The 26,943-nt window shown below is 55.5% G+C and carries 24 protein-coding genes; 18 read left to right on the plus strand and 6 right to left on the minus strand.

The window, feature by feature from the left end; translation table 11 throughout:
- The first annotated feature begins 102 nt into the window (after positions 1-102).
- The 9 genes from AB5Y84_RS16320 (at position 103) to rmf (ending at position 12,337) form a co-directional block, all read left to right on the plus strand.
- Positions 103-4,962 carry an NAD-glutamate dehydrogenase gene (locus AB5Y84_RS16320; RefSeq protein WP_368177382.1) on the plus strand — a complete coding sequence of 1,620 codons (4,860 nt, stop codon included), beginning with the start codon at positions 103-105 and terminating at the stop codon, positions 4,960-4,962.
- Positions 4,963-5,039: 77 nt separating this feature from the next.
- On the plus strand, positions 5,040-6,050 hold the full coding sequence (gene pyrD, locus AB5Y84_RS16325; protein ID WP_005336601.1) for a quinone-dependent dihydroorotate dehydrogenase: 1,011 nt from the start codon (positions 5,040-5,042) through the stop codon (positions 6,048-6,050).
- Between the two features lie 90 nt (positions 6,051-6,140).
- Positions 6,141-6,677, plus strand: a complete 537-nt coding sequence (locus tag AB5Y84_RS16330; RefSeq protein WP_005336600.1) for a cell division protein ZapC — start codon at positions 6,141-6,143, stop codon at positions 6,675-6,677.
- A 380-nt stretch (positions 6,678-7,057) separates the two neighbouring features.
- Positions 7,058-7,321 (plus strand): type B 50S ribosomal protein L31, encoded by a 264-nt coding sequence (locus AB5Y84_RS16335; RefSeq protein WP_005336598.1) that lies wholly within the window; start codon positions 7,058-7,060, stop codon positions 7,319-7,321.
- Positions 7,322-7,447 carry a type B 50S ribosomal protein L36 gene (ykgO, locus tag AB5Y84_RS16340; protein WP_005336596.1) on the plus strand — a complete coding sequence of 42 codons (126 nt, stop codon included), beginning with the start codon at positions 7,322-7,324 and terminating at the stop codon, positions 7,445-7,447. It abuts the gene before it with no gap.
- Between the two features lie 139 nt (positions 7,448-7,586).
- On the plus strand, positions 7,587-9,782 hold the full coding sequence (gene rlmKL / locus AB5Y84_RS16345; protein ID WP_368177383.1) for a bifunctional 23S rRNA (guanine(2069)-N(7))-methyltransferase RlmK/23S rRNA (guanine(2445)-N(2))-methyltransferase RlmL: 2,196 nt from the start codon (positions 7,587-7,589) through the stop codon (positions 9,780-9,782).
- Positions 9,782-10,012 carry a glutaredoxin family protein gene (locus tag AB5Y84_RS16350; protein WP_047435069.1) on the plus strand — a complete coding sequence of 77 codons (231 nt, stop codon included), beginning with the start codon at positions 9,782-9,784 and terminating at the stop codon, positions 10,010-10,012. The genes rlmKL and AB5Y84_RS16350 overlap by 1 nt, the downstream gene beginning before the upstream one ends.
- A 73-nt stretch (positions 10,013-10,085) precedes the next feature.
- Positions 10,086-11,999: an ABC transporter ATP-binding protein gene (locus tag AB5Y84_RS16355; RefSeq protein WP_368177384.1), complete on the plus strand. Its 1,914-nt coding sequence runs from the start codon at positions 10,086-10,088 to the stop codon at positions 11,997-11,999.
- Positions 12,000-12,160: 161 nt separating this feature from the next.
- Positions 12,161-12,337 (plus strand): ribosome modulation factor, encoded by a 177-nt coding sequence (gene rmf / locus AB5Y84_RS16360; RefSeq protein ID WP_010674759.1) that lies wholly within the window; start codon positions 12,161-12,163, stop codon positions 12,335-12,337.
- An 84-nt stretch (positions 12,338-12,421) separates the two neighbouring features.
- On the opposite strand, the gene fabA is transcribed toward rmf, so the two are convergent.
- From fabA to AB5Y84_RS16375, 3 genes are all read right to left on the minus strand, one after another.
- Complete coding sequence (fabA, locus tag AB5Y84_RS16365; RefSeq protein WP_368177407.1) at positions 12,422-12,961, minus strand: 3-hydroxyacyl-[acyl-carrier-protein] dehydratase FabA; 540 nt, start codon at positions 12,959-12,961, stop codon at positions 12,422-12,424.
- A gap of 98 nt (positions 12,962-13,059) precedes the next feature.
- Positions 13,060-15,036: a Lon protease family protein gene (locus AB5Y84_RS16370; RefSeq protein ID WP_368177385.1), complete on the minus strand. Its 1,977-nt coding sequence runs from the start codon at positions 15,034-15,036 to the stop codon at positions 13,060-13,062.
- 49 nt (positions 15,037-15,085) lie between these two features.
- A complete protein-coding gene (locus tag AB5Y84_RS16375) occupies positions 15,086-15,478 on the minus strand; it encodes a DUF3693 domain-containing protein (protein WP_368177386.1) in 393 nt (130 codons plus the stop codon).
- Between the two features lie 128 nt (positions 15,479-15,606).
- Between AB5Y84_RS16375 and AB5Y84_RS16380 the strand changes: the two genes are divergently transcribed.
- The 8 genes from AB5Y84_RS16380 to AB5Y84_RS16415 all read left to right on the plus strand — a co-directional run bounded on the left by AB5Y84_RS16380 (position 15,607) and on the right by AB5Y84_RS16415 (position 23,174).
- Positions 15,607-15,975 carry a hypothetical protein gene (locus AB5Y84_RS16380; RefSeq protein ID WP_368177387.1) on the plus strand — a complete coding sequence of 123 codons (369 nt, stop codon included), beginning with the start codon at positions 15,607-15,609 and terminating at the stop codon, positions 15,973-15,975.
- Entirely contained in the window at positions 15,972-18,104 is a 2,133-nt protein-coding gene (locus AB5Y84_RS16385; protein ID WP_368177388.1) for a replication endonuclease, read from the plus strand. Before AB5Y84_RS16380 ends, AB5Y84_RS16385 begins: the two co-directional genes overlap by 4 nt.
- Positions 18,105-18,148: 44 nt before the next feature.
- Entirely contained in the window at positions 18,149-18,460 is a 312-nt protein-coding gene (locus AB5Y84_RS16390; RefSeq protein ID WP_033138657.1) for a hypothetical protein, read from the plus strand.
- Positions 18,461-18,715: 255 nt separating this feature from the next.
- The gene (locus AB5Y84_RS16395) at positions 18,716-18,955 is read left to right on the plus strand and encodes a hypothetical protein (RefSeq protein ID WP_368177389.1); all 240 of its coding nucleotides are present in this window, start codon (positions 18,716-18,718) and stop codon (positions 18,953-18,955) included.
- Positions 18,956-19,061: 106 nt separating this feature from the next.
- The gene (locus AB5Y84_RS16400; protein WP_368177390.1) at positions 19,062-20,630 is read left to right on the plus strand and encodes a hypothetical protein; all 1,569 of its coding nucleotides are present in this window, start codon (positions 19,062-19,064) and stop codon (positions 20,628-20,630) included.
- Positions 20,631-20,641: 11 nt separating this feature from the next.
- The gene (locus tag AB5Y84_RS16405; RefSeq protein ID WP_052451233.1) at positions 20,642-20,974 is read left to right on the plus strand and encodes a DUF2523 family protein; all 333 of its coding nucleotides are present in this window, start codon (positions 20,642-20,644) and stop codon (positions 20,972-20,974) included.
- Positions 20,975-21,146: 172 nt separating this feature from the next.
- The gene (locus AB5Y84_RS16410; RefSeq protein WP_368177391.1) at positions 21,147-22,283 is read left to right on the plus strand and encodes a zonular occludens toxin family protein; all 1,137 of its coding nucleotides are present in this window, start codon (positions 21,147-21,149) and stop codon (positions 22,281-22,283) included.
- Positions 22,284-22,592: 309 nt separating this feature from the next.
- Positions 22,593-23,174 carry a helix-turn-helix transcriptional regulator gene (locus tag AB5Y84_RS16415; protein WP_368177392.1) on the plus strand — a complete coding sequence of 194 codons (582 nt, stop codon included), beginning with the start codon at positions 22,593-22,595 and terminating at the stop codon, positions 23,172-23,174.
- A 143-nt stretch (positions 23,175-23,317) separates the two neighbouring features.
- Here the strand turns inward: AB5Y84_RS16415 and AB5Y84_RS16420 are convergent, their stop codons facing one another.
- Positions 23,318-23,518, minus strand: coding sequence for a DUF3653 domain-containing protein (locus tag AB5Y84_RS16420; RefSeq protein ID WP_236317073.1), 201 nt, complete (start codon positions 23,516-23,518; stop codon positions 23,318-23,320).
- Between the two features lie 259 nt (positions 23,519-23,777).
- Here AB5Y84_RS16420 and AB5Y84_RS16425 point away from each other — a divergent pair, with 259 nt between their 5' ends.
- The gene (locus AB5Y84_RS16425; RefSeq protein ID WP_368177393.1) at positions 23,778-24,014 is read left to right on the plus strand and encodes a hypothetical protein; all 237 of its coding nucleotides are present in this window, start codon (positions 23,778-23,780) and stop codon (positions 24,012-24,014) included.
- Positions 24,015-24,950: 936 nt separating this feature from the next.
- Here the strand turns inward: AB5Y84_RS16425 and AB5Y84_RS16430 are convergent.
- Both AB5Y84_RS16430 and AB5Y84_RS16435 read right to left on the minus strand, forming a co-directional pair.
- A complete protein-coding gene (locus AB5Y84_RS16430; RefSeq protein ID WP_139407549.1) occupies positions 24,951-25,289 on the minus strand; it encodes a hypothetical protein in 339 nt (112 codons plus the stop codon).
- A gap of 372 nt (positions 25,290-25,661) precedes the next feature.
- The gene (locus tag AB5Y84_RS16435) at positions 25,662-26,939 is read right to left on the minus strand and encodes a site-specific integrase (RefSeq protein WP_236271508.1); all 1,278 of its coding nucleotides are present in this window, start codon (positions 26,937-26,939) and stop codon (positions 25,662-25,664) included.
- Between the last annotated feature and the right edge of the window lie 4 nt (positions 26,940-26,943).

Raw genomic sequence — 26,943 nt, forward strand, 5'->3', positions numbered from 1 at the left:
CTTATCCAAGCCATTACACTTCGCAACAACTCTGCACCAGCGGGTAACCAGGGTGGTTGCCTCTGCGTCGGTGGTTAATGTCGTCCGATAAGGAATATAAAAATGGCATTGAAAGACGCCCCTACCTCAGTTCTGCTCGAAAACGTTCTCAGCTTGATCCATCAGAAGTTGCCCAAAAACAGCGCCTCTCTGGTCGAGCGCTTCGTTGCCAAGTTCTACGGCAACATGGCGAGCTCCGACCTGCACGATCGCAATGACAGCGATCTCTACGGCGCGGCCCTGAGCCTGTGGAATGCCCTCAATCAGCGCAGCGGTACCGATCCCTACATCCGGGTCTACAATCCCGAGCTGACCCGTCACGGCTGGCAATCGCCCCATACCATCGTCGAGGTGATCCTGCAGGACTCCCCCTTCCTGGTCGACTCCATCCGGATGGCGCTTAAACGGCTCAATATCACCGCCCACATGATGCTGCACCAACCGCTGCACCTCATTCGCGGTGCGGATGGCAAGATTGACGCCATTCTGGAACTCGACAACACCGACGGGCAGACCTCGGTTGAAACAGCATTCCTTATCGAGATCGATCACCTCACCAGCGAGGAGCAGATGGCCGCGCTGGCTGCCGAGCTCAACTCGGTGGCCGGTGAAGTGGCGCTTGCCGTGGGCGACTGGCAGCCCATGCTGGCCAAGCTCAATGAGATCATCGACGAACTGCCCAAGCGCAAGCACCCGGTCAGCAAGGAGGAGGTGGCCTCCTGCGTTGCCTTCCTCAAATGGGTGGCTGCCCACAACTTTACCCTGATGGGGTATCGCCGTTACGACGTCAAGGCGGTGGAGGGGGATCACGAGATCCTGCCGCAGGCGAGCTCCAGTCTGGGGCTGATGAAGAACTCCATCAAGGAGGTGGGTCAGCGCCTTGGCAACATGCCTGCCAGCGCCCGTCACGCCGCTCTGAGTTCTGACCTGCTGATCCTCACCAAATCCAACAGCAAGTCCCGGGTGCACCGTCCGGCTTATGTGGATTACATCGGCATCAAGCGCTTTGACGAGCATGGCAAGGTGATCGGGGAAGATCGCTTCATCGGCCTCTACGCTTCTTCCATCTACAACACCAGCGCGACCCAGATCCCGCTCATCAGCCATCGTCTCGAACGCATCATGGCCGCCTCCGGTCACGAGAAGGGCTCCCACGCCTACAAGGCGCTGCTGAACGTATTGGAAACCTACCCGCGCGATGAGCTGATCCAGGCCCGCGAAGAGGAACTGCTGGCTACCGGCCTTGGCGTACTGGAGATGCAGGAGCGTGACATGCTGCGGCTGTTCGTGCGCCGGGATGTGTACGGCCGTTTCTTCTCCTGCATGGTCTATGTCACCAAGGAGCGCTACAACACTGCGCTGCGGATCAAGACCCAGCAAATATTGCAGAAGTATTTTGGCAGCAACGAAGAGGTGGAGTTCAACGTCTACTTCACCGAAGGCGTGCTGGCGCGGACCCACTACATAGTGCGGGTCAACAACAACAACGTGGATGTGGATGTGAACGAAGTACAGAACAACCTGATTGAAGCGGCCCGCAGCTGGGATGACCGACTCGACTCCGTGCTGCTCTCCCACTATGGCGAGGCCCGTGGCAACGAGTTGCGCCGCCGTTTCAGCACCGCCTTCCCCCGTGCTTACAAGGAAGATGTGCTGCCGGGCTCTGCTGTGGCCGACATTATGGCGCTCGATAACCTGAGCGAAGCCGAGCCGCTGGGGATGCTGTTCTACCGCGCACAGGAGGAGGAGAACGACCGTCGGGTACGGCTCAAGCTGTTCCACCGCACCGAACCCATCCACCTCTCCGATGTGTTGCCGATGCTGGAGAACATGGGACTGCGGGTGATCGGCGAGACCCCGTATCAGGTACGCACTCCGGGGGGCGATCTGTTCTGGATCCTCGACTTCTCCATGCTGCTGCATGGCGAGCAGCCCTTTGATCTGGCCCAGAGCCAGCAGCGCTTCCAGCAGGCTTTTGCTGCTATCTGGAACAAGCAGCTGGAAGATGACGGCTTCAACCGGCTGGTGCTGGGGGCGGGTCTCACCGGCCGTCAGGTCTCGGTGCTGCGCGCCTATGCCAAATACATGCGCCAGACCGGTGTCTCCTTCAGCCAGTCCTATATCGAAGAGACCCTGACCCGCTACCCCGACATCGCCCAGTTGCTGTTTGCTCTGTTCGAACATCGCCTGGATCCTGCCGGCAAGCAGGACGCCAAGGTGCCATCGCAAGATGCCAAGGCATCCGCCAAGCTGCACGAGGAGCTTGCCGCCAAGCTGGATCAGGTGGCCAACCTGGATGACGATCGCATCATCCGCCGCTATGTGGAGATGATCGACGCTACCCTGCGTACCAACTACTACCAGCTGGACAAGGCGGGCAATATCAAGCCCTACATCTCCTTCAAACTGGCTCCCTCCAGCATCACCGACATGCCGCTGCCGCTGCCTAAGTTCGAGATCTTCGTCTATTCACCACGAGTGGAAGGGGTACATCTGCGCTGGGGCAAAGTAGCTCGTGGCGGTCTGCGCTGGTCAGATCGCAAAGAGGACTTCCGCACCGAAGTGCTGGGTCTGGTGAAAGCCCAGCAGGTGAAGAACACCGTCATTGTGCCGGTGGGGGCCAAGGGCGGTTTCTACTGCAAACAGATGCCGGTGGGGGCGCCCCGTGCCGTCATCCAGGAGGAGGGTAAGGCCTGTTATCGCCTGTTTATCCGCGGCCTGCTCGATGTGACCGACAACATCATCGGCGGCGAGGTGATCCCGCCCAAATCCGTGGTGCGCCACGATGAGGATGACTACTACCTGGTGGTCGCCGCAGACAAGGGCACTGCCACCTTCTCGGATATTGCCAACGAGATCAGTCTCGAATGCGGTCACTGGCTCGGCGATGCGTTCGCCTCCGGCGGTTCGGTCGGTTACGACCACAAGAAGATGGGCATCACCGCCCGCGGTGCCTGGGAGTCGGTCAAGCGGCATTTTCGTGAAATTGGCGTCAACTGCCAGACCACCGACTTCACTTGCGTGGGGATTGGGGACATGGCCGGCGACGTGTTCGGCAACGGCATGCTGCTCTCCGAGCACACCCGGCTGGTGGGTGCGTTCAACCACATGCACATCTTCGTTGACCCTACTCCGGATGCGGCCAAGAGCTTTGTCGAGCGGCAGCGGCTGTTCGATCTGCCGGGTTCCAGCTGGGATGACTACAACCGCGAGCTGATATCACAAGGGGGCGGCATCTTCTTGCGCTCGGCCAAGTCCATCAAGCTGAGCCCCGAGATGCAGACACTACTCGGCACTGACAAGGCCAGCATGGCGCCGAACGAGCTGATCAAGGCACTGCTCTGCCTCAATGTCGACCTGCTGTGGAACGGCGGCATCGGCACCTATGTGAAGAGCGCTCGCGAGAGCGATGGGGAAGTGGGCGATCGCAGCAACGACGCACTGCGGGTTAATGGCCGCGATCTGCGGGCCCGTATCGTGGGCGAGGGGGGCAACCTCGGCTTCACCCAGCTTGGTCGGGTGGAGTACGCCAGTCAGGGCGGTCGCATCAACACCGATTTTACCGACAACGTGGGCGGGGTGGACTGCTCCGACAACGAGGTGAATATCAAGATCCTGCTCAACCAGTTGGTGGCGGCAGGGGATCTGACCCTCAAGCAGCGTAACCAGATGCTCTATGAAATGACCGACGATGTGGCGCAGATCGTGATCACCAACGCCTATCGTCAATCCCAGTCCATCTCGGTCACCAGCTTCCGCGGCTCTGAACAACTGAAAGAGCAGCAGCGCTTTATTCAGGGGCTGGAGCGGGAAGGCAAGCTGGACCGTGCGTTGGAGTTCCTGCCATCCGATGAGGAGCTTTCCGAGCGGATGGCGGCAGGGCAGGGACTGACCCGCCCCGAACTGGCGGTGCTGGTGGCTTACGGCAAGATGGTGCTGAAAGAGCAGCTCAACTGCCCGGAAGTGACCGACGAGCCCTTCCTCGCCAACATGCTGGTCACCAGCTTCCCGGCCAAGGTGCAGCAGCAGTTTGGTACCCAGCTGGCCGATCACCCGCTACGCGGCGAGATCATCGCTACCCGGGTGGCCAACATGCTGGTCAATGACATGGGCCTCAACTTCGCCAGCCGGATGAAGGACGAGACCGGTGCCTCGGTCGCCGAAGTGGCTTGCTGTTTCGCCATGGCCCGCGAGGTGTTTGGCATGAACCAGTTGTGGCGCGATATCGAAGGGTGTGACAACCTGGTTGATGCCCAGACTCAGCTCGAGCTGATGTTCTACAGCCGCCGCATTGTGCGCCGAGCCACCCGCTGGTTCCTGCGCGCCCGCAATCGCAGCTGGAGCATCAGCGAGAACATCGCCTTCTTCCGTCCGGCGTTCGAAACCTTAGGGAAGCACCTCTACGAGGTCATGGATGAGAGCGAAGTGGCCGAGCATCGTCAGGCTGTCGCCAAGTGGATGGAGAAACAGGTGCCGGAGGCCATTGCCCGTCAGGTCGCCCATATGAGCAGCCTCTTCTCCAGCCTGGATCTGGCGCAAATTGCCGCGGAGCACAAGACCGATATCCTGCGCGCCGCAAATGTTTACTATCGCCTCGGGGCCAAGCTTGATCTGCACTGGTTCCTCGACCAGATCAACCATCAGCCGGTCGGCAACCACTGGCAGGCGATGGCGCGTGCCTCCTTCCGCGAAGATCTTGACTGGCAGCAACGCAGTCTCACTTCTGTGGTACTGGAAGGGTGCAAAGATCAGGGAGAATGCGCTACCATACTGGCCGACTGGATTTCGGAGCATGAGCAACTCTTGTCCCGTTGGACCCACATGTTGGCCGACTTCAAGACCACCAGTACCCACGAGTTCGCCAAGTTCTCGGTGGCCTTGCGAGAGTTGAACCTGCTCCAGTTGAATTGTCGGGCACTTTAATTGCCAGATTAAGGCATGACACCGACATTACACCTAAAGCCCCGGCCAGTTGCCGGGGCTTTCTTTAAGGAGCAAAGATGTTGTACCCCATCGCCAGGCATTTCCTGTTCAAACTCAATCCGGAACAGGCTCACGATCTCTCCATGAAATATTTGCCCCGCCTTCTCGGTACGCCACTCGATTGTTTCTTCCGCCAGAATTTGCCGAAACGCCCCGTCACTGTCATGGGGCTTTCTTTTGCCAATCCGGTGGGATTGGCGGCCGGTCTGGATAAAGATGGTGAGTGCATTGACGCGCTGGGTGCCATGGGATTTGGCTTTATCGAGGTCGGTACCGTCACCCCCAGACCCCAGAGCGGCAATGACAAGCCGCGCCTGTTCCGGGTTATTCCGGCAGAGGGGATCATCAACCGGATGGGATTCAACAACAAGGGGGTGGATCATCTGGTGGCCAAGGTAAAAGAGGCCAAATATCAGGGAGTCATCGGCATTAATATCGGCAAAAACAAAGACACTCCCATCGAACAGGGCAAGGATGATTACCTGATCTGCATGGACAAGGTTTATGATCATGCCGGTTATATTGCCGTCAATATCTCTTCCCCCAACACCCCGGGTTTGCGTTCACTGCAATATGGCGAGGCGCTGGATGAATTGCTGGCAGCCCTCAAGGTACGTCAGCAAGAGCTGGCCGCCCAATATAAAAAGTATGTGCCGCTGGCGGTTAAAATTGCCCCGGATTTAAGCCTTGAAGAAATAGATCAGGTGGCCGCGTCGCTGGTGCGTAATGGTATTGATGGGGTTATCGCCACCAATACCACCCTCGAGCGCGAGATGATTTATGACATGCCCCACGCCGGTGAAGCGGGTGGCCTGAGTGGTCGTCCGCTGCAGCACAAGAGTACCGAGGTGATCCGTCATCTTGCCAAGGCGCTCAATGGTGCTCTGCCAATTATCGGTGTGGGTGGTATTGATAGTGCCATGGCCGCCCGTGAAAAATTGGCCGCCGGTGCCAGTCTGGTACAAATTTATAGCGGCTTTATTTATAAAGGGCCGGGGTTGGTCAAAGAGATTGTGACCAATATTTAAGAAATAGATGGCGGAGCCCTTTATTTGACGTTGCTGATTCCCTGCATATGGAATAAAGTCAACTGGTAATTATCAAGTAAGGGCTCCAACATGTTTATCCAACCGACCGATAGCTGGCAATGGCACTATGATGCCCAGAGTGACCGTCTGATGTTGGACCTGTCTGATAACATGTTATTTGCGACCGAGTATAAAGGGCGGCAATTGGTGCCCAGCTCGTTTACGACCCAACCTTTTTGTGTCGATGATGCCGCCCTCTATTATCAGTTGATGGATAAAGCAGCCGAACTTGAGTGGAGTATTCCCCATCAGGTTCAGTTGGTGCTTAATGCCATCGCGGTCAGTCGCTTTTATAAACCTCTGATGCCGCAAAGCTGGTTTTTTAGTGAACAGCATCCACAAGTGATCCCGCAAAACGGTGATCTGGTCCTGATGAATACACCTCATGGCAACGGCGAATTTATGGTCATTGAGGCAGGGGATCAGGCTAGCGTCTGTTTGAACCTCACTGCTGATCTGGTATTGACCACCAGTAAAACCTTGCCGCGTTTCGGGGTGATCAAGGTGATGAATAACCGGATGAAGCCGCGTATTACCGTGACCGAGCAATATCGTCAGGTCAGTTGATATATTTTCATCAATCTTTTTATCTCTGTGATTACACCGCTGCCTGTTTTTACTGTTGTCACCTCCATAGTGCCTCGTTTCTGATACTTAATTGATCCGCGAACATCTTGCCCATTCTGATTGATCTTCATGGTTGTGATCCAGCCTCTCTTGAGGCTTGTTACAGTCACTTGCACCTTGTGTTCTAACCCACGCAGTATCTTGGTCTTCCGTGCTGCAAGCATGGTGTCTCATTCTTGTTTCGTTCTGCTTGTGTAGTGCCTTCACCTCAGCATCAACACATCACTCACTGAAGCGATTTTCTTCATACGACATTTTATGCTTGAAACGAGAGCTATTCTCACTTACATTTTGTTATAACATAACAAAATGGAGTTGCCATGAAGCCTCATATTCATCCTGATTATCGTTTGGTTCTGTTCCATGACACGGCGGCAGATGCCTTTTTCCTGGTCGGTTCAACCATCAAGAGCGATCGCCGCTACACGTGGCAAGACGGGAAGGAGTATCCCTATGTATCGCTCGATGTTTCCAGTCAGTCGCACTCGTTCTATACCGGCAAGCAGAAGCAGGTATCGAGTGAGGGGAGTGTAGCCCGTTTCAACAAGCGCTTTGGCGCATTTTCAAGCAAGAAGGAGTCCTGAATGCAGGTCGTCTGTTCACTCAAATCCGCACGGGCGCGCCACCCCGATTGTCAGTTGGTGCGCCGTCGGGGCAAATTGTTCGTGATTTGCAAAAGCAACCCCCGTTTCAAGGCCCGTATGAAGTGATCCGCTAAATGATGTCTGGCCCCATGATCTCGCCATTGGGTAGTCATGGGGCCTTTTACCTTTTCGCCACCTATCAATCTGTTTCCATCCTGCTGTTTGCGCCGACTTTTGCATGCTCCAGCCCGCCTGATGAGGTATAATGCGGCACTATTTTTATGGGTTCCCCGTGAGCGTGATGAAAGAATTTTTTGCAACCTGCCCCAAGGGGCTGGAAAACCTGTTGGCCGATGAGCTGACCAATCTTGGCGCAGAGCAGGTCCGTGAGACCGTGGCTGGCGTCCACTTCAAAGGCGATCTGGCGATTGGCTACAAGGCCTGCCTGTGGAGCCGTTTTGCCTCCCGCATCGTGCTGGTGCTGTCTGAATTCCAGATGAACGACGATCTGGATCTCTATCTGGGCGCCCACACTATCCCTTGGGAAGAGCACTTCTCCGGTACCTCTACCATCGCGGTGGACTTTACCGGTACCAACCCTGCCATTCGCAATACCCAATATGGCGCGCTGAAAATCAAGGATGCCATCGTCGACCGCTTCACCAAGCGCGGTCACGTGCGTCCGGATGTGGACAAAAAGTCGCCGGATATCCGCATCATGGCGCACCTGGGCAAAGGCAAGGCCAATATCACGCTGGACTTGTCAGGCCCGGCGTTGCATCAGCGTTTCTATCGTCAGGGCACAGGTGAAGCTCCGCTCAAAGAGAACCTGGCCTGCGCCATGATTGCCCGTAGCGGCTGGGCCGGTGAGCCCATGATGGACCCGATGTGCGGTTCCGGTACCTTGCTGATTGAAGCGGCCTTTATCGCCGCCGACATGGCACCGGCGCTGCGCCGCGAGCGCTTCGGTTTCGATCGCTGGCTGCAGCACGATAGCGAGCTGTGGCAAAGCCTGATGATGGAAGCGCAAGTACGTGCCAAACGCGGCATGCAGCGTTGCGAAGTAAAACTGTTTGGTTGTGATGCCGACCAGCGTGTGCTGCTCAAAGCCCGTGATAACGCCAAAGCGGCCGGTGTGGCTCACCTGATTACCTTCAAGCAGGCCGATGTCACCAAGCTGGAAAACCCGCTGCCGATGCCTGCCCCTGTTGAAGGGGAAGCAGGTCAAGTGGAGGCTCGCCAGGTCGGCATGCTTATTTCCAACCCACCTTACGGCGAGCGTCTTGGCGAGTTCCCGGCGCTGCTGGAAGTCCATCAGGCCCTCGGCGATGCCCTGCGTCGCAGCTTCCAGGGGTGGAGAGTCTCCATTCTTTCCGCATCCCCCGAACTGCTCAGCTGTCTGCGCCTGCGCGCCGATAAGCAATATCGCCTGTTCAACGGCGCCCTCGAGTGTCAGCTGCGTAACTACCAGATCGCACTGGACTCCGTGGCCTCCCAAAAAGAGGTGGCGCAGGACTTTGCCAACCGCCTGCGCAAAAATTTGAAAACCCTCGAGAAGTGGGCCAACAAAGAGGGCATCGACTGCTATCGCCTCTATGATGCCGATTTGCCGGAATACAACGCCGCCATCGACCGCTATCAGGACTATCTGGTGGTGCAGGAGTATGCCGCGCCCAAAGACATCCCCGCCCAGAAGACCCGTCAGCGTCTGCTCGACATGGTTCAGGCCGCCATCAAGGTGACCGGCATGGACGGCGAGAAGGTGATCCTGAAGGTGCGTGAGCGTCAGGAGGGCAAACAGCAATATCAGAAGCTCTCCGAAGAGCAGCACCGGATGGAAGTGCAAGAGTACGGTGCCCGCCTGTGGGTCAACCTATACGACTATCTGGATACCGGCCTGTTCCTCGACCATCGTCAGACTCGCCGCATGCTGGGTCAGATGGCCAAGGGCAAGCGCTTCCTGAACCTGTTTGCCTACACCGGCAGTGCCACCGTGCACGCAGGTCTTGGCGGTGCCAGCGAGACCACCACAGTGGACATGTCCCACACCTACCTGAACTGGGCGCAGGACAACATGCGTCTCAACTCGCTGGTGGGCCGTCAGCACAAGTTTGTCCAGGCAGACTGCCTGAAATGGTTGTCTGAAGCCGATGAGCAGTACGACCTCATCTTCATCGATCCGCCTACCTTCTCCAACTCCAAGCGGATGGACGAGAGCTTCGACGTACAGCGCGATCACCTGCTGCTGATGCAGCACCTGAAGCGCCTGCTGGCGGCGGACGGCACTCTGGTCTTCTCCAACAACAAGCGTCACTTCAAGATGGATCTGGCCGGTCTCGAGGCCACTGGTCTCAAGGCCCAGAACATCACCCAGAAAACGCGACCGAAGGATTTCGAGCGCAACCAGCATATCCATAACTGCTGGATCATCACCCATGCGCCGGAGCAAGGCGAGGCGTGATGCTGACCCTGTTTCATACCGACGGTTGCCACCTGTGCGAGCAGGCCTGGGCGCTGGTGGAGGAGGCCGGCCTTGCCGCCGCCACCCGCCAGTGCGACATCATGGACGATGAGCAGTGGTTGGCAGCCTATCGGGTGCGCATTCCGGTGCTGCGTGACGAAGCAGGCCGCGAGCTCGGCTGGCCCTTCACACTGGTCGAGCTCAAAAGCTGGGCCGCCCGTCAGGGGTGAGAGTGATTTGACGATAAAACGGGGGCAGACCCAGTCTGCTGCCCGTTTTTTTCATATGAAATAAGGAATACACATGGCTCTTTTAACATTGCACGGCGCATGTCTGTCGTTCAGTGATTTCCCGCTGCTCGACAATGCCGAATTGACCATCGAGCGGGGCGAGCGCCTCTGTCTGGTTGGTCGCAACGGGGCGGGCAAGTCCACTCTGATGAAGGTCATTGCCAGCGAATTGCCGCTGGACGACGGACGTCTGGTGCTGCAGCAAGATTTGAAAGTGACCCGCCTTGAGCAGGATCCGCCTGCTTCCAGCGAGCTGACGGTGTTTGACTATGCCGCCGAAGGACTGGCCGGGGTTGGGGAGCTGCTCAAGCAATACCATCACATCTCTATGGAGCTGGCGAGCGATCCGTCAGACGCCAACATTCGCAAGATGAGCGAGTTGCAAGAGCAGCTCGATTATCAGAACGGCTGGCAGTTCGAGACCCGTATCAGTCAGGTGTTGACCCTGCTGGGGCTGGATCCTGACGTGACCCTCGATAGCCTCTCCGGTGGCTGGCTGCGAAAAGTGGCGCTGGCCCGTGCGCTGGCTTGCGATCCCGACTTGCTGCTGCTCGATGAGCCGACTAACCACCTGGATATCGAAGCCATCAACTGGCTGGAAGATTTCCTCAAGGATTTTCGCGGCGCCATCGTCTTTATCTCCCATGACCGGGAGTTCATCCACAAGCTGGCGACCCGGATCATCGATCTCGATCGCGGCGCCATCACCTCCTGGCCGGGCAACTACGACGAGTACCTGCAGGGGAAAGAGGAGTGGCTGCGGGTCGAAGAGCTGAAAAATGCCGAGTTTGATCGCAAGCTGGCACAGGAAGAGGTGTGGGTGCGTCAGGGTATCAAGGCTCGCCGTACCCGTAACGAAGGGCGGGTGCGTGCCCTTGAGGCGATGCGCATGGAGCGCTCCCAGCGCCGCGAGCTGCAGGGCAAGGCCAAGCTGCAACTGGACGAGGTCAATCGCTCCGGCAAGCTGGTGTTCGAGACCGAAGGGCTGGGGCTGGATTTTGGCGATCGCACCCTGTTCAAGGGGCTCGATCTGCAGGTGCTGCGCGGTGACAAGATTGCGCTGGTCGGCCCCAATGGCTGCGGCAAATCGACCCTGATCAAGCTGTTGCTGGGTCAGCTTGAGCCAACCCGTGGCACCGTCAAGGGGGGCACCAATCTGGAGGTGGCCTACTTCGATCAGTACCGCGAGCAGCTCGATCCCGAGCAGACCGTGGTGGACAACGTGGGGGAGGGCAAGCAGGAGGTGATGGTGCGTGGCCGCTCCCGTCATATCCTCGGTTACCTGCAGGACTTCCTGTTCGAGCCCAAGCGGGCCCGTACGCCGGTCAAGGCGCTCTCCGGTGGCGAGAAGAACCGGCTGCTGCTGGCCAAGCTGTTCCTCAAGCCCAGCAACCTGCTGATCCTCGATGAACCGACCAACGATCTGGATGTGGAAACCCTGGAACTGCTGGAAGAGCTGCTTTCCGACTACCCCGGCACCCTGCTGCTGGTCAGTCACGATCGTCGCTTCATCGACAACACAGTGACCGGCTGCTGGCTGTTTGAAGGGGATGGCCGCATCAGCGATTACGTGGGTGGTTACGCCGATATGATGGCGACCCGCGAACAGCAGAATGCCCAGCAACAGGCCAGGAGTGCACCGGTCAAGACGCCCGAGCCGATCGTTGCCACCGCGCCAGAAGCGCCGAAGAAGAGCAAGAAGCTCTCCTACAAGCTGCAGCTTGAACTGGAAGGGTTGCCTGCTCGTCTTGAGCAGCTGGAAGCCGAGCTGGGTGCGCTGCAAAGCGAGATCAACCAGCCTGGGTTCTTCTCGCTGCCGGCAGATAAAACCCAGCCGAAACTCGATGCGCTCAATGCCGCTGAAGCCGCGCTGGAGCAGGCATTTGCTCGCTGGGAAGAGCTGGAAGGACTCAAAAATCAGGAGTAAGTTCCCTGTAATTAAAACTTAATCCAGTTCAGTGCCTTGTGTCACATAGCCCGGTTAGGGTGGAACTTTTTGTTTGACCGAGTGCGCTCGCAGGAGTAAAGATGAAAGCGACCGATGCAGAATTGGTCGCTTTTTTTGTTCCACGAAGAGGGTCGTAGATGATGAAGAGACAGAAGCGGGACCGTCTGGAAAGAGCTCGTGCTCGTGGTTATCAGGCTGGCGTGGTCGGCAAACAGAAAGAAGCGTGTCCGTATCAATGCCTGGATGCCCGAGGGCATTGGCTTGGTGGTTGGCGTGACGCCATGGAAGGGCGGGGCTCAGGCCTCTTCATGAAGTAGCAGCTACTTCATCACTCATTACAAAAGGAAAGGGGCCGTTGTGGCCCCTTTGCGTTAATGCTGTTTTACCACCAATCAGAGAGATCAGAATGCGGTGGTATCTTTGAACAGGCCCACTTTCAGGTCGGTGGCGCTGTAGATCGGACGGCCGTCAACTTCGACCACACCATCAGCAATCCCCATCACCAGCTTGCGGTTGATGACGCGCTTGAAGGTGATCTTGTAGGTCACTTTTTTGGCAGTCGGCAGGATCTGGCCGGTGAATTTCACCTCACCTACGCCCAGAGCACGACCCTTGCCAGGACCGCCTTTCCAGCCAAGGAAGAAGCCGACGAGCTGCCACATGGCGTCCAGACCGAGACAGCCAGGCATCACAGGATCACCCGGGAAGTGGCAATCGAAGAACCAGAGAGCCGGAGTAATGTCGAGCTCAGCCAGGATCTCGCCCTTGCCGTGTTCGCCGCCGTTGTCATTGATCTTGACGATGCGGTCCATCATCAACATGTTGGGGGCTGGCAGCTGACTGTTACCCTCACCAAACAGTTCGCCACGGCTGCAAGCCAGCAGCTCTTCACGGGTAAAAGAGTTCTTGCCCTGTTCGCACAGGGAAAGGCGGGCTTCCATGGTGGTATTGTCTACGGTCACGCGGTATTTCCTTCAAATGGGTCAAAGCTGGGCCAATTTAGCTTACAGTTGTTCGCTAAACAACTCCGATCACTTCATCAGCGGCCAAACAGGCGCCCCAGCAGGGATTGCAGCAGTCCGACTTTGGCAGTGGAGCCGTTCAACTCGTCCAACCGCTCCTGAATACGGCCAAACAGGGTATCGGGCATATCAGGCTCACCGGCGACACAGCCAGTCAGCAACTCGATGGCCTCTTCCACATGATCCACCGGGTGGATGTGGAACTGGCCTGCTTCAACCGCTGCAATCACCTCGTCAGAGAGGTTCAGCTGCTGGATGTTGGTGCCCGGCAAAATGATACCTTGCTTGCCGGTGATGCCGTGGATTTTGCACACCCGGAAGAAGCCTTCAATCTTCTCGTTCACGCCACCAACGGCCTGCACATTGCCAAACTGATCGACCGCACCGGTCACAGCGAAGTGCTGATAGATAGGCTGGCGGGCGAGGGCAGAGAGCAGGGCACACAAGCCGGTCAGGGAGGCGCTGTCGCCATCAATTTCGTGGTAAGACTGCTCGAACACCAGATTGGCCGACAGGGGGGAGGGGTTCTCTGCACCAAATTTGTTGGAGAGATAGCCGTGGATAATCATCATCGCCTTGGCGTGGATATGACCGGCCAGCTCCGCTTTGCGCTCGATATCCGCCACATCGCCATCACCAAGGTGTACGGTAGCGGTTAGGCGCACCGGCTCGCCGAAGTCATAAGGGTGACCGGAGACCTGAATGACAGACAGGCCGTTGATCTGGCCAATCTCTTCGCCATCGGTTTGCAGCAGGATCTGGCCGTCGATAACCCCCTGATCGGACTGCTCAACCAGATAGTTGAGGCGGTAATCCTGCTCCTTCAGTGCGCCACGGATATGCTCGTCGGTGACCACATCGGATCCCAGCTCCCGGGCCAGACTGTCAGCCATCCGTATGATGGCGGAGAGTTGCACTTCGGAGAGCGACAGCCACTCCTGATGGTCACAGAGGCGGCTGGCATGACGACAAAGGGCGGCGAGGGCGGCTGGCGTGAAGTCCAGCAGGCTCCAACGCTGGCGCAGCCAAGCCAGGTACTGCAGAAATTCCTGCAGATCCTCTTCAATATTCACCTCTGATACCAGATCAGCGCGCAGGAAGATGCGCTCGGACATATCCCGATCCAGCATCTGGAACTCGGCCACATCGAGTCGGTCACCCACCAGGATCAGCTTGAGCTTGATGGGGGTCGCTTCAGGCGCGAAGAAGGGGGTCAGAGTTTTCCCTTCCTGATAGGCGTTCCAGTCCAGCTCGCCTTTTTGCATGGCATTTTTCAGTTTGAACCAGAGGTGCGGCTGATCCAGCAGCTCGTCCAGTTGCAAAATGAGGTAGCCGCCGTTGGCTTCGCGTAGCAAGCCAGGCTCCAACAGGTGCTGGTTGGCATAGACAGAGCCTTGCTCTGTCTGGTAATTGATGGAGCCAAACAGGGTATCCCAGTTGAGATCACGGCCATAAATCACCGGCGCTTCCTGCGCTTCGTGGTGGATCAGCAGGTTGATCAGAATGGGGTGCTGGAACTCCAGACCCAATGCCACGTGAGCCGCCAGATCGGAGAGGAAATCATCGATTTTCGGATCATTGTTCTGCTTGCGCATGATGCGGGTCACGATGCGTTCGGCATCGAGATGGTGGCTCAACAGCTTGAGCAGCTCGCCAACCATTTCGCAAAACTCGACGCCGGTGCCCGGTTGCAGGCGCAGCCAGATAGGCTTGTAGGGGTTGTTCAGATTCTCGGTGTAGCAGAGATCAAACAGGTCACCATCCTTGCCATGGGAGTCGGCAATCAACGTTTGGCAAACGCCTTCGTAATCTGCGCCGGGGAATCCGTTGAGCAGCATGACCGGACAGTCACCATCAAAACTGGCAAGACGTTTGATGCCGGAAATAGCTCTGGGTTGCAGCGCAGCAAAGGGGATAGGTTCCAGCTCGCTAAGCTTGGTGAACTGTTCAATCGCAAAAGCGGGTTTTAATTGTTCTGATGTTAATTCAGCCACTTAAGACATCCGGTCGAAGATAGGATCAATTGTTGCCATTATACACAGTTCAATAAGTGGTGACAGGAAACAAGATTTGTGATTTAACATAATATACATTATGCGCAGTCGTAACGGGCTCTGAATTAAGGCTTCCCATCATCATGCAGGCCACGGCCAGAGCGGCTCCCGTGCCCGCGCAGTACTTTTTTAGGATGTCATACCAAGTAGCCCGCATCTCTGGGGTCTTGGCTCTGACAGCGTTTAGGGAAATGATGACTTCCAAAGGATCCAGTCCAGCGCCAACAGCAAGAAATTTTGCTGTCTCATCAGTGAATTGCTTCCGCCCGTTGTTGATGTCTGCAATGTACGCGCTGCTAAAACCGAGGTCTTGGCAGACTTCGCTGTACTTGCTGTAGTTTTTGGCCCTCATGTAGGCCTCCATCAGCGTTTTAGAGTCCATAAAAGTTTCTCCTGTTAGCTATCTCGTTGGTTTGCTACAACCATTTTGCACTATTTTTCAGCACTTGCACCTAACCATCTGGCTGGTTAACACTCCAGCTATCCAACAGGTTAGTTAGGTGTATCGACATGGAAGCGCAGACCCTACAGCAACAAGTCCCGGTTTACCACGTGTGCCAACATTGTAACGGCGCTGGCTGCGCTGCTTGCTCTGACCTGTTGATTCTCGATGGTGATATCCAGCTCGACCCCGAGTGGAATGATGATCTTCCCCAGCACACCGTAGAAGAACAGCTCGAATGGCTCGACGCTTTCTCCGAGCGCGTCCAGCTGCTCACCGCCATGGCGCCGATAAATGGGGTTATCGGCACCACTCCAGATTACCCGTTTTCCACCGAGGCCCGTCTGGCCAGTGTAAACAAGCTCGTTGCTCGTATGCCGTTCCGCTCTGTTTACTCTGAATGGAACCGCTCCTACCTTGAGGATTGCGGTTTATGATCAGCTACACCGTACGTCGCCTGCTCGACGCCCCCGTTAAGGCCAAGGCTCCCCTCTCCCTGCTGGCCGCTCCGGTGCAAACTGCCGATGAGCTGACCCCCGAGGAGTATTTGGAAAAGCTCCAGAACGAGCGCGGCCTCTGCGAGGATGACGTTGCGATCCTGCATCGTGTTTACTCGGATGGGTATCAGGCAACAACTGTAGCACTTGAGCGGCCCATCCCTGCCCTGCCCTTCAATCCCGTGCCGTTCAGCCCCGAGGCTCAGGCGGACAAATTCGCGGCCCTGCCGATTGGCGGTGCCGAAGATGCCAAACTTCGGGAGCGCGTAATCCTGCGTCATCCTGCTTGCACTGGGTGGTTCACACATGTCTATCAATCGCGTAATGCGCTACTGGGTATACAGGCTGCTAACCAGTCAGCCCGAGAGCTTGATGATGCTCTTTCTGTTCGGGGCGAGCTGGGAGAGCTTCGTTTCAGTGGAGACGACGACGCTTTTGATACTTTTGCCACAAGGTTTTCTGAGCACGTCGGCCGCTTGGTTGCTACTCGCGCTCACGACATTGCTTTGCGGCTGGTTGTCAGTTTGGCTTATCAGTACGGCCTTAACCCTGTGGCTACAGTCACCAAGCAGCAGGAACTTGATCCATATCCGACCCTCAATCGTTGGGCAGATATGGCTTGGGTACGTCGCCGGATTCGGTCTGTTTCAGCTAGGCGTTTATACGATGCCTCCAGACAGTTCGCTTTGGTTAGCGCCCGAATGGCAGCCTATACGACTGATCTCTCTGTGGCTCGCCGTGCTTTCCGCCGCGCACGTAATGACGAAACCTTGCAAGCGCTTGTTGCACACAATGCTAAGGATGTATTCGATGCGGTAAGCATGAAAGACGCCGTAGACGCCAGCGTCAGCAACCCGACCAACCGTCGGGCCGAGCTGATGACCCGCTTGTCAGGCTTCGAGCAGTGCGCCAAAGAGCAACGTCATGTTGCAATCTTCCTCACCTTTACGTGTCCAAGCCGTTTCCACTCGGTACACCGCAATGGCCAGCAGAACCAGAAATGGATCGAGGCGGGCCGCCCGTCCGTTCGTGCTGCTCAGAAGTGGCTGACCGACACCTTTGACAACATCCGCAAGAAGGCCGACAAGGACGAAATCAAGCCGTACGGCTTCCGGTTCGCCGAGCCCCATCACGACGGTACTCCCCACTGGCACGCTGTGCTGTTCATGACTGCCCAGCAGGCCAAACAGTACATCGCCATCTGCCGCCATTACATGCTGGCCGATTCCGGCAACGAGCCGGGCGCCAAGCAACATCGCTTCAAAGTGGTCTTCATCGACCCGCGCAAGGGTTCCGCCGTTGGCTACTGCTCCAAGTACGTCGCCAAGAACATCGACGGCTTCGCCGTAGGCCTCGACCACGAAGCCGGAAAACGAGCCAAGGCCGTGGACACTGCCGCCCGCGTTGACGCGTGGAAATCCGATAACCGCATCCGCCAGTTTCAGCAGATTGGCGGCCCCTCAGTCACTGCATGGCGCGAGTTCCGCACCATCCGCGACGAACTCGATATGGAAGACCCTATGTTCCAACAACTCACCAAAGAGCAGCACTTCGCGCTCGAAAACGTCCGCAAAGCCGCTGACGCGGGAGACTGGGCCGCGTTCTGTTGCGCCATGGGCGGCGTTCAGGTTCGTCGCAATGACCAGACCGTGCGCGTTCACTACGGCATCCCCGAGACCATGAAGCTGCTGTGTGACGAGGACGGCGTTGCCCTGCATACCCCGCGCAGCAAGACCCAGTACGGCGACGATGCGCCCGCCCGCGCCATGGGCCTGATGTACGCGAACATCTTCATGCTCACTCGCGCCAAGGAGTGGCTCGTGACCTCCAAGGAGAAATGGGAGGCGGCCTGCCGCAAGACCATGGAGGGCGTCCGCGATCAGTTCGAGGTCATGCGCGACGAGAAGGCTTACGCCTACATGGAATACGAAGAGTATGAGGCCCTCCGCCAGATGGCCATTTGTGATTATCAGTCCCGCGCATGGCTCCTGTTTTCCGACGACGAGCGCCTCGCGGGGCCCCCTCTGGGGTGCGAGCCGCTCGCCGGCGGCTTGGACCCGTGTCATTAACTGTCGTAAGTCTTTTCAAACCCAAACAACCGGAGATAACGAATATGGAAATTGTAGGAACCATCCTCGATGCCGACGACATCGTACTGAGTACCCGTAAGCGCAACGACATCGATGTGCAAATCGGTACTGTGAAATTCATGACCACCAAGCCCACGGCAGTGATCGAGTTCAGCCTGAGCGAGGAACAGGTCAAAGCCAACTACCATGTCGAGCTGGCCAACATGGTCGGCCGCAAGGTCAACCTTCAGCTCGAATACGTGGACAACAGCTACGCGGGCAACGGCGGTCTGCACAAGACCTTCAACGGCTTCCGCCTGTTCGCCCTCCCCTCACCTGAGAAGAAGGGTAACTAATGCGCTGCGTCCAGGTTACCGCCGAAGGCTTCCTGCAGGCCGTAGATGTGGCGCTTGACCAGTGCCAAGGTGCGTATCTGGTCGAGCAACATGACATAGCATCCATCGCCGCTTGGCTGGATCCCGCGACGGTGGGCTATGGAGCTTTGGGGGCCATTCTGGCCGCCTCTTGTACGGGTGTCATATCTGTGTACTACGCCTCATGGGCATGGGCCAGATTGCGCTCAATCACTGGAATGAGATAAGGAAAGTCACATGAAAAACATGATCCGTAATGCCCCGAAGATGACCATCATCGCCTCCATGCTGTTGGCCGCTGGTGCTGCGAATGCTGCTGGTGAAGGTGGTTTGGATGTAACCGGTGTTCAAACTGCCGTTCTGGCTGCTGTTACTGCCCTGCTCGGGTTCGTGGCCGCTGTCGGTCTGGCCAAGGCGGGTTTGGCGGCGGCCATCTGGGGCTGGCGTAAAATCCAAGGCCTTGCAGGCAGCAAGTAACATCATGTTGCAACCACAAGGGGCGGCCATCGCTGCCCCTTTTTCATTGGAGAGGACGCCATGATTTGGGCTCCCATAATGTTCATCACAGGGTTGGTGCTGGCACATGCGATCATATCGGGAAACAATTCGCGCCATTAACTGGCGCTGGATAACCAAGAAGACCCTCAAGGCATTGATGTACTGCATCAACCCGCTGAATTTCTTTAAGCTCATTCTCCGCCTGTTCAAATGGGCCTTTTATATCGTGTTCGGCGCTATCGCGCTGGGAATGCTCACTTTGGCCATTGGCAATTATGCCCACGCGGCGGAATGGGTACCTGCTCAAAAAACAATGACAGGTCAATGTATTCGTAACTCAGATAATTACGTCCAAAGAACAGGTTCCCCTCAGGATTGTCTTGCGTTTGTCCAAAGTGAAGTTCCAACGCGTACGTGTGCATATACTTCACCACCTACAAACGTCAATACCCGTTATTCGATTAACTGCTCTGGCTGGTTCGGTTATGATTATCGTCCAACATCTGCTGATTCATATAAGTGCCCGCCAGATGGAAAGCCAGAATTTACTATGGGCCCAAAGGTTACAAATAACGGTACTGTCTGTGAAAAGAAACCGATCCAATGTCTCCTTGGGTCAGTCAAAGACGTCAACGCAATAACAGGCAAAGAATTTTGTCGCCCCATATGCGAAGGCATAGCGGGTAATACCTATGGTACACCGCAAGAGCCAGTCAGTTATTTCACAAGCAATTTCGGGTCAGTCAAAATTACCTGCTATGGCCAATGTTCGGTTAAGTCTGTAGGCGGTGCCATCAACCTTGGTTCAAACCCCAATATCTGGACTGGGGTCATTCAGTTCACAGGCGAGAACTGTCCGATACAGACCAACGGCAACGCCGAGGATTCATCAACGGCTGGCGTAGATACCCCAGTCACTCCCCCAGGTTCCTCAGACTCATCAAACAACGCCCAGAACAACCTTGAGGGCGCTGTCAGCGATGCAGTCGGTAACACCACGTCAGGCGCAACGGGCACGGCCACGCTTAACGATGTAGTCAACAAGATAGCCGAGACCAGCAACAAAGAGATCAAGGCGACATCCGAGCAGAACGCCGCGATGGGTAAGGTCATTCAAGAGGTCGGCAAGGATATCCAGAAACAGATCTATGAGTCACAGCTCGCCAGCTCACAGGGCAGCGCAGGGGCCAGCATGGGCCAGATACAGACGGCCAACGCCATCAAGGACGGTAACGCCCAGCTCGGTACCAAGTTGGATGCCATCAAAGACGCCATCGAGAAGCAAGACGAGGGAGAAGGCCAAGAGCCCCTTCCCCCGGGCGATACCAACATCAAGACCGACCCGAACTCAGTGAACCCCAATCCCAACGACTGGGGCCAACGTAACTACGGCACCGTGATGCAACATCATGTTACAGCCATGAACCAGTTGCCGCTGTTCTCGTCCATCGGTGACTTCTTCAAGGTCGATATGGGCGCGGGCACCTGTCCCCAGTTCAGTATTGATGTGCCGGATATTGGCGGCGTAGGCGGTGGAAGTCTGGTGTTTGATGTGTTCTGTAATGCCGACCTGCAAAAGATATTCGAGATAATCGCGCTGTGCGTGAAGCTATTAGGGCTTTATGCCGCGTTTAGAATTGCCCTGCTGGACTAAGGATACAAGCTATGGAATTGCTTAATTCGTTCAGGAACTGGCTCAAGGATATGATTGAGAGCTTCATCATGTGGGTGGTGAAGTTCTTTCAGGCCATATTCCAGTGGTTCGAGGATATCCTGCTGACCACGCTGGAAAAGATATTGGAGGGGATACGGTTCGTTATATCGAGTATCCCTATGCCGGATTTCTTGCAATACAGCTTGCAGGATCTCTTTAACTACATTCCTTCGGATGTTGTCTACTTCCTGAATATGTCGGGAATATCGCAGGCGTTCCTGTTTATATCAATGGGTGTCGCCTTCCGGCTGGTTCGTAAAGTGGCAACGTTGTTCCAGTGGTAATATGTCAAAAACTATTTGAAATGACCGGTTCTCCGTGGTGACACCTATCTCACAAGGTATAACTGAGGGGGCCCTAGCCGGACATTTCAATCTGGCTCAAAGCGGACATTACAATCTGGGGCTAACATAATAACTGCGTGACGCGATTATTTATGTTAAATGGAGTCTTAACATGCTGATATTTCACGAGGGATTGCCGGGCTCCGGTAAAAGCTATGAAGCGTTGGTGTCCCATATTATTCCGCGGCTCAAGGAAGGCCGCACCGTAGATGCCTATATCGAGGGCCTGAACTTCGAGAAGATAGCCGAGCTGGCCGAGATAACGCTGGAGGAATGCCAAGAGCAGCTCAAGCAGATCACCCGCGAGCAGGTGCCGGCCATCCATGAGCACGTTCGGGATAAAAGCCTGGTCATCATCGATGAGAGCCAGAACTTCTGGCCGTCTGGTCGTCAAAAATTACCTGACCCGATCATCCAATTGATAACAGAACATCGCCACCGTGGCCTTGATATCGTGTTGATGGGTCAGAACCTCAACGACGTGCACAGCATGTGGCGAAACCGTATCGACAAGAAGTTCGTCTTCATGAAGCTGGACGCCGTAGGCCTAGCCAAGCGCTACTCTTGGACGTCCTACAAGGGCTCTCTCAGGGCAGACGGCCAGCGTAGCCGTATCGAGTTCGAGAAGCTCACAGGGGGCACTCGTCAGTATGACCCCAAATACTTCGGCAGCTACGCCAGCACCACCTCAGAAGACAATGAAATGGGGGTCTATGAAGATGACCGCACGAACATCTTCAAGTCCGCCAAGTTCAAGTATGGGCTCCCAATCGCTGCCCTGCTGTTCATCGGTGGCCTCTGGTTCGCCATCGATACCATGCTCAACTTCAACAGCAAGACGGGGGCCGAAGACTTGGCCAAGCAGGAGGCACAGCAACATGAAGTTGCATCACCCACTTCACCTGGGCAACCAGCACCAAGGCCGGAGCCACCCCCGAAACCCAAGATTGATGACTTCTTCACTCAATCCATAGAGGGATACACGCCTGTCCTTGTCTCCTATTCGATGGTTAATGGCAATTTGCTCGACGCATGGGTCGATGTGTGGGACAGCAAAGACAACTCCATCACCCTATGGAAGAAGGCCGAACTCACAGAACTTGGCTGGACTGTCGTCATGAAGTCCTATGGCCTCGTCCTTACCAAAGGCAAAGTGACCATGCTCATCCGTGAGCGCAACACCATACCGACAGCCAAGAAGGATAGTTTGACCTCCAGCGTTGCGGGATCAGTTGAAAAGGCTTTGTAGCAATTCACCCCGTCCAAGTGTGACGCGTCCCTCCAACGCGTCCCTTGGCTTCTCAGCACGATTTCATTTTGCCAGTGGCCGGAGGCCCGCCGCCGCGCGGGCCAGCAGCACCACCGCTGGCGTTTCCCCGCGCAGCGGCGCTCCCCGAGGACACCTTCCCCCCAAAATAAATCGCCTCGTGTAGCGTTGCTCCCGCCCGTAGCCAAAACACGGACATTCGAAAAGAAGGTGCAACATGATGTTGCATTTAAGCTAGCTCAAACTATAATCAAAGTATGCAACATGATGTTGCGCCAACAAGGAGGAAACATGGACGATTTGAGCTTGAGCGCCGCAGAACTGAAAGACATTCGCGCCCGCCTTGAGTGGTCACAACAGCGCATGGCTGACGAGCTGGCCGTTGCCCGCAACACCGTGGTACGCATGGAGAATGGCCAAATGGCCATAGAGCACCGCACAGCCTTAGCAGTCAGGTATCTGGCTTGGCATCACGCGATGATCGAGAAGGTATCACGCCAACAGCCAGGGCAACCCGCAACTGCGTCCCCTGCCCCAGAACGCGGCGATGCTCATCAGCAGGTAGATTTGCCGCTGGCCAGCTCTGTCGGCGTCGACCGTAGAACTGATCCGGCGTCTGATGCGTGGGCAGTGTATGAGTCATCGATAGCAGACCGCCTTGGGTTCATCGAGCTCAAAGAGCGGTTCTTTAAGGTGGCCGAAGAGTCTGAAGAGAGTGGCTATCACTTCACATACCTGTTTTTCCTTCAGCTTCTTGAGCGCCTGTGCTCCATGACCGCTGAGGAAGGATACATCCCGTCAGAGTGGGGTAACATTCGTTGCCTTCGCGCTTTCGTTTTGGATTTCTACAAAGCCAATCCACAATGGCACTAACCTAGTCAAACGCTAAATCGTGGGGGCCCCACTCGTGGGGTTCCGATTTAGTGATTGACTACACCACCCCAACATACCCTTGAGCAGGGGATTGAGGGGATCACTTCTCCCTCAATCCCTTAATTAACCGGCTTTTAAGGCTCTCAGCGTTCTGAGGTAGGCAAACGCCTCAGCGCCGCGTTGTCTTTCAGCGCCTTGAGGTCTTCACTCCCGAACGACTCGATGATTTCTAGACGCTGGCGGCTAAGATAGGTGCCAGCAGGGGTGATCAGGTGATGCCCGGACATACGCCAGCCATCCCAATAGCGGGTAAAAACGGTTGGCAGCTCCCGTCCAACTGCCATCCTCATGACTCGTTTGCATACAGGCGGTATGGGTTTTCCCTCATCCCAGAGTGTGACCTCTGTCACGGAAACAAAACAAAGTTTTGCTGTTTCCTCTGGACTCAAACCGCACTCAAACCATCGAAAGATAAAGTTTTTTGTTATATTCCTGCGCATTATTCGCGTACCGCTCGAATCTGACAACATTGTCAGGACGCACGGTAACGGCGGCTTTAACGTAATCATGAATTATGCGCAATGACGAATGCAGGAGGACGGAATGAAGAGAACTGAGCAATGGAGCCGTTTTGATGCGGCTGACGGCTTGGCCACCGAGGCCGACATGGTTGCCTATCTGCAGGCAGCTCTTGAAGATGGTGATCCGGCGCTGCTGAAAGCTGCGTTGGATGATGTAGAACGTGCTCGCGTAAAACTGAGTGGTCAGCCGCGCTACACGCTGGAAGAACTGTTGGCTCAGTGTGACACCAATGCCACGTCACCAGGTGAAATGGATTGAGGTCAAAGATGTTGTGAAACTTGGTTAATTGGCTCGCAGTGCATTGACCGAATCTAGAGTCATGGATACGACTGACAGAAGGCTTATGGATATTCGCTGAATGATGTCTTCCCTCGGGCCTGAATGCCAAGCGTCGCTTTTGTAGAATGTATCGAGGCTCAGAGTTCGCTCCTCGAGACTGTCAAACGCACGCACCAACATGTAGCTATCAGGATCGTGCTCGGATTGGCCATAGCGGACTACATCAATCCTGGCAGTCCGATGTAGAGGAACGCTGATATCCTGCATAATGTTGTGGAAGTCCTCTCCTGTACCAGGGTGCAATGTATACTGCAGAAATTCGACAGTCTTCATCCTGTTCCTATCCATTTATCGTTCAGTTTGGTGTGGCTATCAAGAAGATGCCGATAAATAGGGTTATCGGCATCATTGTCAGAGACAACAAGCCTTGTTGAAAACAGTAGCCCGCAGCCTTTCCTTAGCTTAAAGGTTCGGAAATCGATCAGGATCGAGGCTACACACAGACCTCCAGCGATCTGACTGCCAAAAGCAGAAGGACAATATCTGGTTGATTCCCCCTGCAGATGCTCTTGCAGCGACAACAGAATAACACAGCCAACCGCCCTGCCCCACATCACCGAAATGTCCCATTTTGAGACATGAGTCCACTATTAAATCAATACGTTGTGCGGAATTCCCCTCACTTATTGAACGTTATGTTTGATTTTCACAGTTATAACCTTCGTTATTACAATGAATATTCTTAGAAATATCTGTCCCCTACTTGAGAGGTCTCTCTCTGGAAATATTGATACTCCTTCTTGTAAAACAGCCATAAAAATGCCGACTATCGCGATAGATTCCCCTCCCCTTAACCCTTAATCCTCACGGTTTATTGTTGTGGCTGGCATGATTGCGACTTTTTTGGAAGTCGGGTCAATTCATATTCAAGACACGTTTGGCGATGGCCAATGTGGGTGGCTGGCAGGTCAAGTAGAGGTTGCTGTTGAACTGCTGCAATATACGTTTGAGCTCGTTCATATCATCGGGATGGAGGGTTAAGGACCAGAGTGCTCTGGGCTGGCCGTGATGGAGGCCATTGGTATAGATAATGGTGCAATCTTCGATACGCAACTCTTTGCAGTGGGCCTCCATCTGCAGGCCCACATCCGGAAACCAGATATGCAGCGTGCCTGAAGAGATAAAGGTGAATTGGGCTATGAGCGACCCTTTGCCTACGATCCTGAAGGTTTTTTCCACCACTGCCACTTGCATACCCGCTCCTTGTTATCTCGTTAATATTGATATTAATATCACCAATGATGACTGGATATGCAAGTGTGATAACAAGGCGCTGTTCAACCGAATATGATTGCTTCCGGCATGTTACTTAGCTTTCGGCATCGGGTGGTCTCGGTGTTTCAGCAAGCAATTTCGTTTTTTGCTTCTCTGTTACGGGATAAATATGTATGCCGCAGATGGCAAGGAGCCTGTTCTGAATCATCCATGTGAGCCAAAAATATTTCCTGAACCGATTGCCATCCAGAGAAGTACAAAATCGCCGCACCAACTTCTATGACATCCCAAACAAGCCATTCTGTGTTCTAAGAGCAGTCAATACAAATCAGGGTCATGTCACGTTGTTCGTTAGTTCTTGTGGATGTTATCTCTCACATGTTGGTTCAATCGGTCCAGCGGCTTTTGCTGGGCGCTCTCATGTCGTTCACTATTGCTGGTGTGCAGGTATTTCGAAGTGGTGTCGATGCTGTCATGTCCTGCATCGGCTTGTACGTGGGAAAGCGGTCTCCCATGCAGGTTGATGTCATGGGTGATCCCGGTGTGGCGGATCGCATGGGGAGAGAGTTGCCGCATTTCGGCCGCATCTTGGACAAATCCATCCTGCTCTGCCAATTCTGCGCCTTTACCGATGATCACCATGATCAAATCCCGTAGCTGGCGAATTCCAAGGTTGGCGTTGAGTTCCCCCTGATCGCGACCATGTGCTGCCGCTTTATGGCGAACGAACAGTGGTGTCTGTTCATCCGGTGTCGGCAAGGGAGAGAGACCGAGGAAACGGCGGTAGCGTTCGAGTGCCGCCAGCAGCGCTTGGGATACCGCTACGGTACGCCGTTTGCCCCCTTTGCTTTGCGGAATAAAGTAGCCCCAGACGCCGGTTTTGCGATCCCGCCTGAACTGCCCCATCACAGGTGTAAAGCCCGGCCGGGCAGCAACCTCAGAGATCCGCAGATAGCAGGCATACATCAGAATGGTGAGAAAACGGCTGCGCTCGTGCTGCTCCGGATGGTCGTTGGCAAGGGTATCGGCAGCTTGCATCACGTATGACCACTGCAACTCGCTGAAGGCCTGCACCTGATCATCGGCCTCCTGCTGTTGCGGCCGTTTGACCCGCTGCAGTAGCAGAGCGGGATTCCTGTCCATGTACTCCTCCTGGATCAGGAACTGGAAGAAGGCCGACAGGATGGCTAGCTTGGTCTTCATCGCCTGCTCGCTAAGACGATAGGGCAAGGTGCGGCCCAGTTCCCGCTTGCCGAGAAACGGTCGCCATTGCGGATTGGGCAACCGCTCTCCCCACTCCTTGTCGAGGACAAACTGCGCCACGTTGCGATAGGCGATCAACTCGTCAGGGGGGGACTGACAGTAGTCGAGATAGCGGATCATGATGCGGCGAGTGAGATCTTTCGGGCTGATGGCCGCCTCGCGAAAGCACCAGTGCAAAAAAGTGGTCAGTTCGCTGCGATAGGTTTTGTAGTTGTTTTCGCTGTTGCGCTGCTCCAGCAGCCAATCGACCGCCAGTTCGTAAACCAGACCGGCATCGGGTACATCGTTGAGGCTGAGGTTGGCAAGGTACTGATTGACCTGTGGGTTACCGGCCTCCAGATAGATAAGGCTGTCAAACAGCGGCATGGCT

The organism is Aeromonas sp. s11 (assembly GCF_040907945.1).
GTDB classification, from domain to species: domain Bacteria; phylum Pseudomonadota; class Gammaproteobacteria; order Enterobacterales; family Aeromonadaceae; genus Aeromonas; species Aeromonas veronii.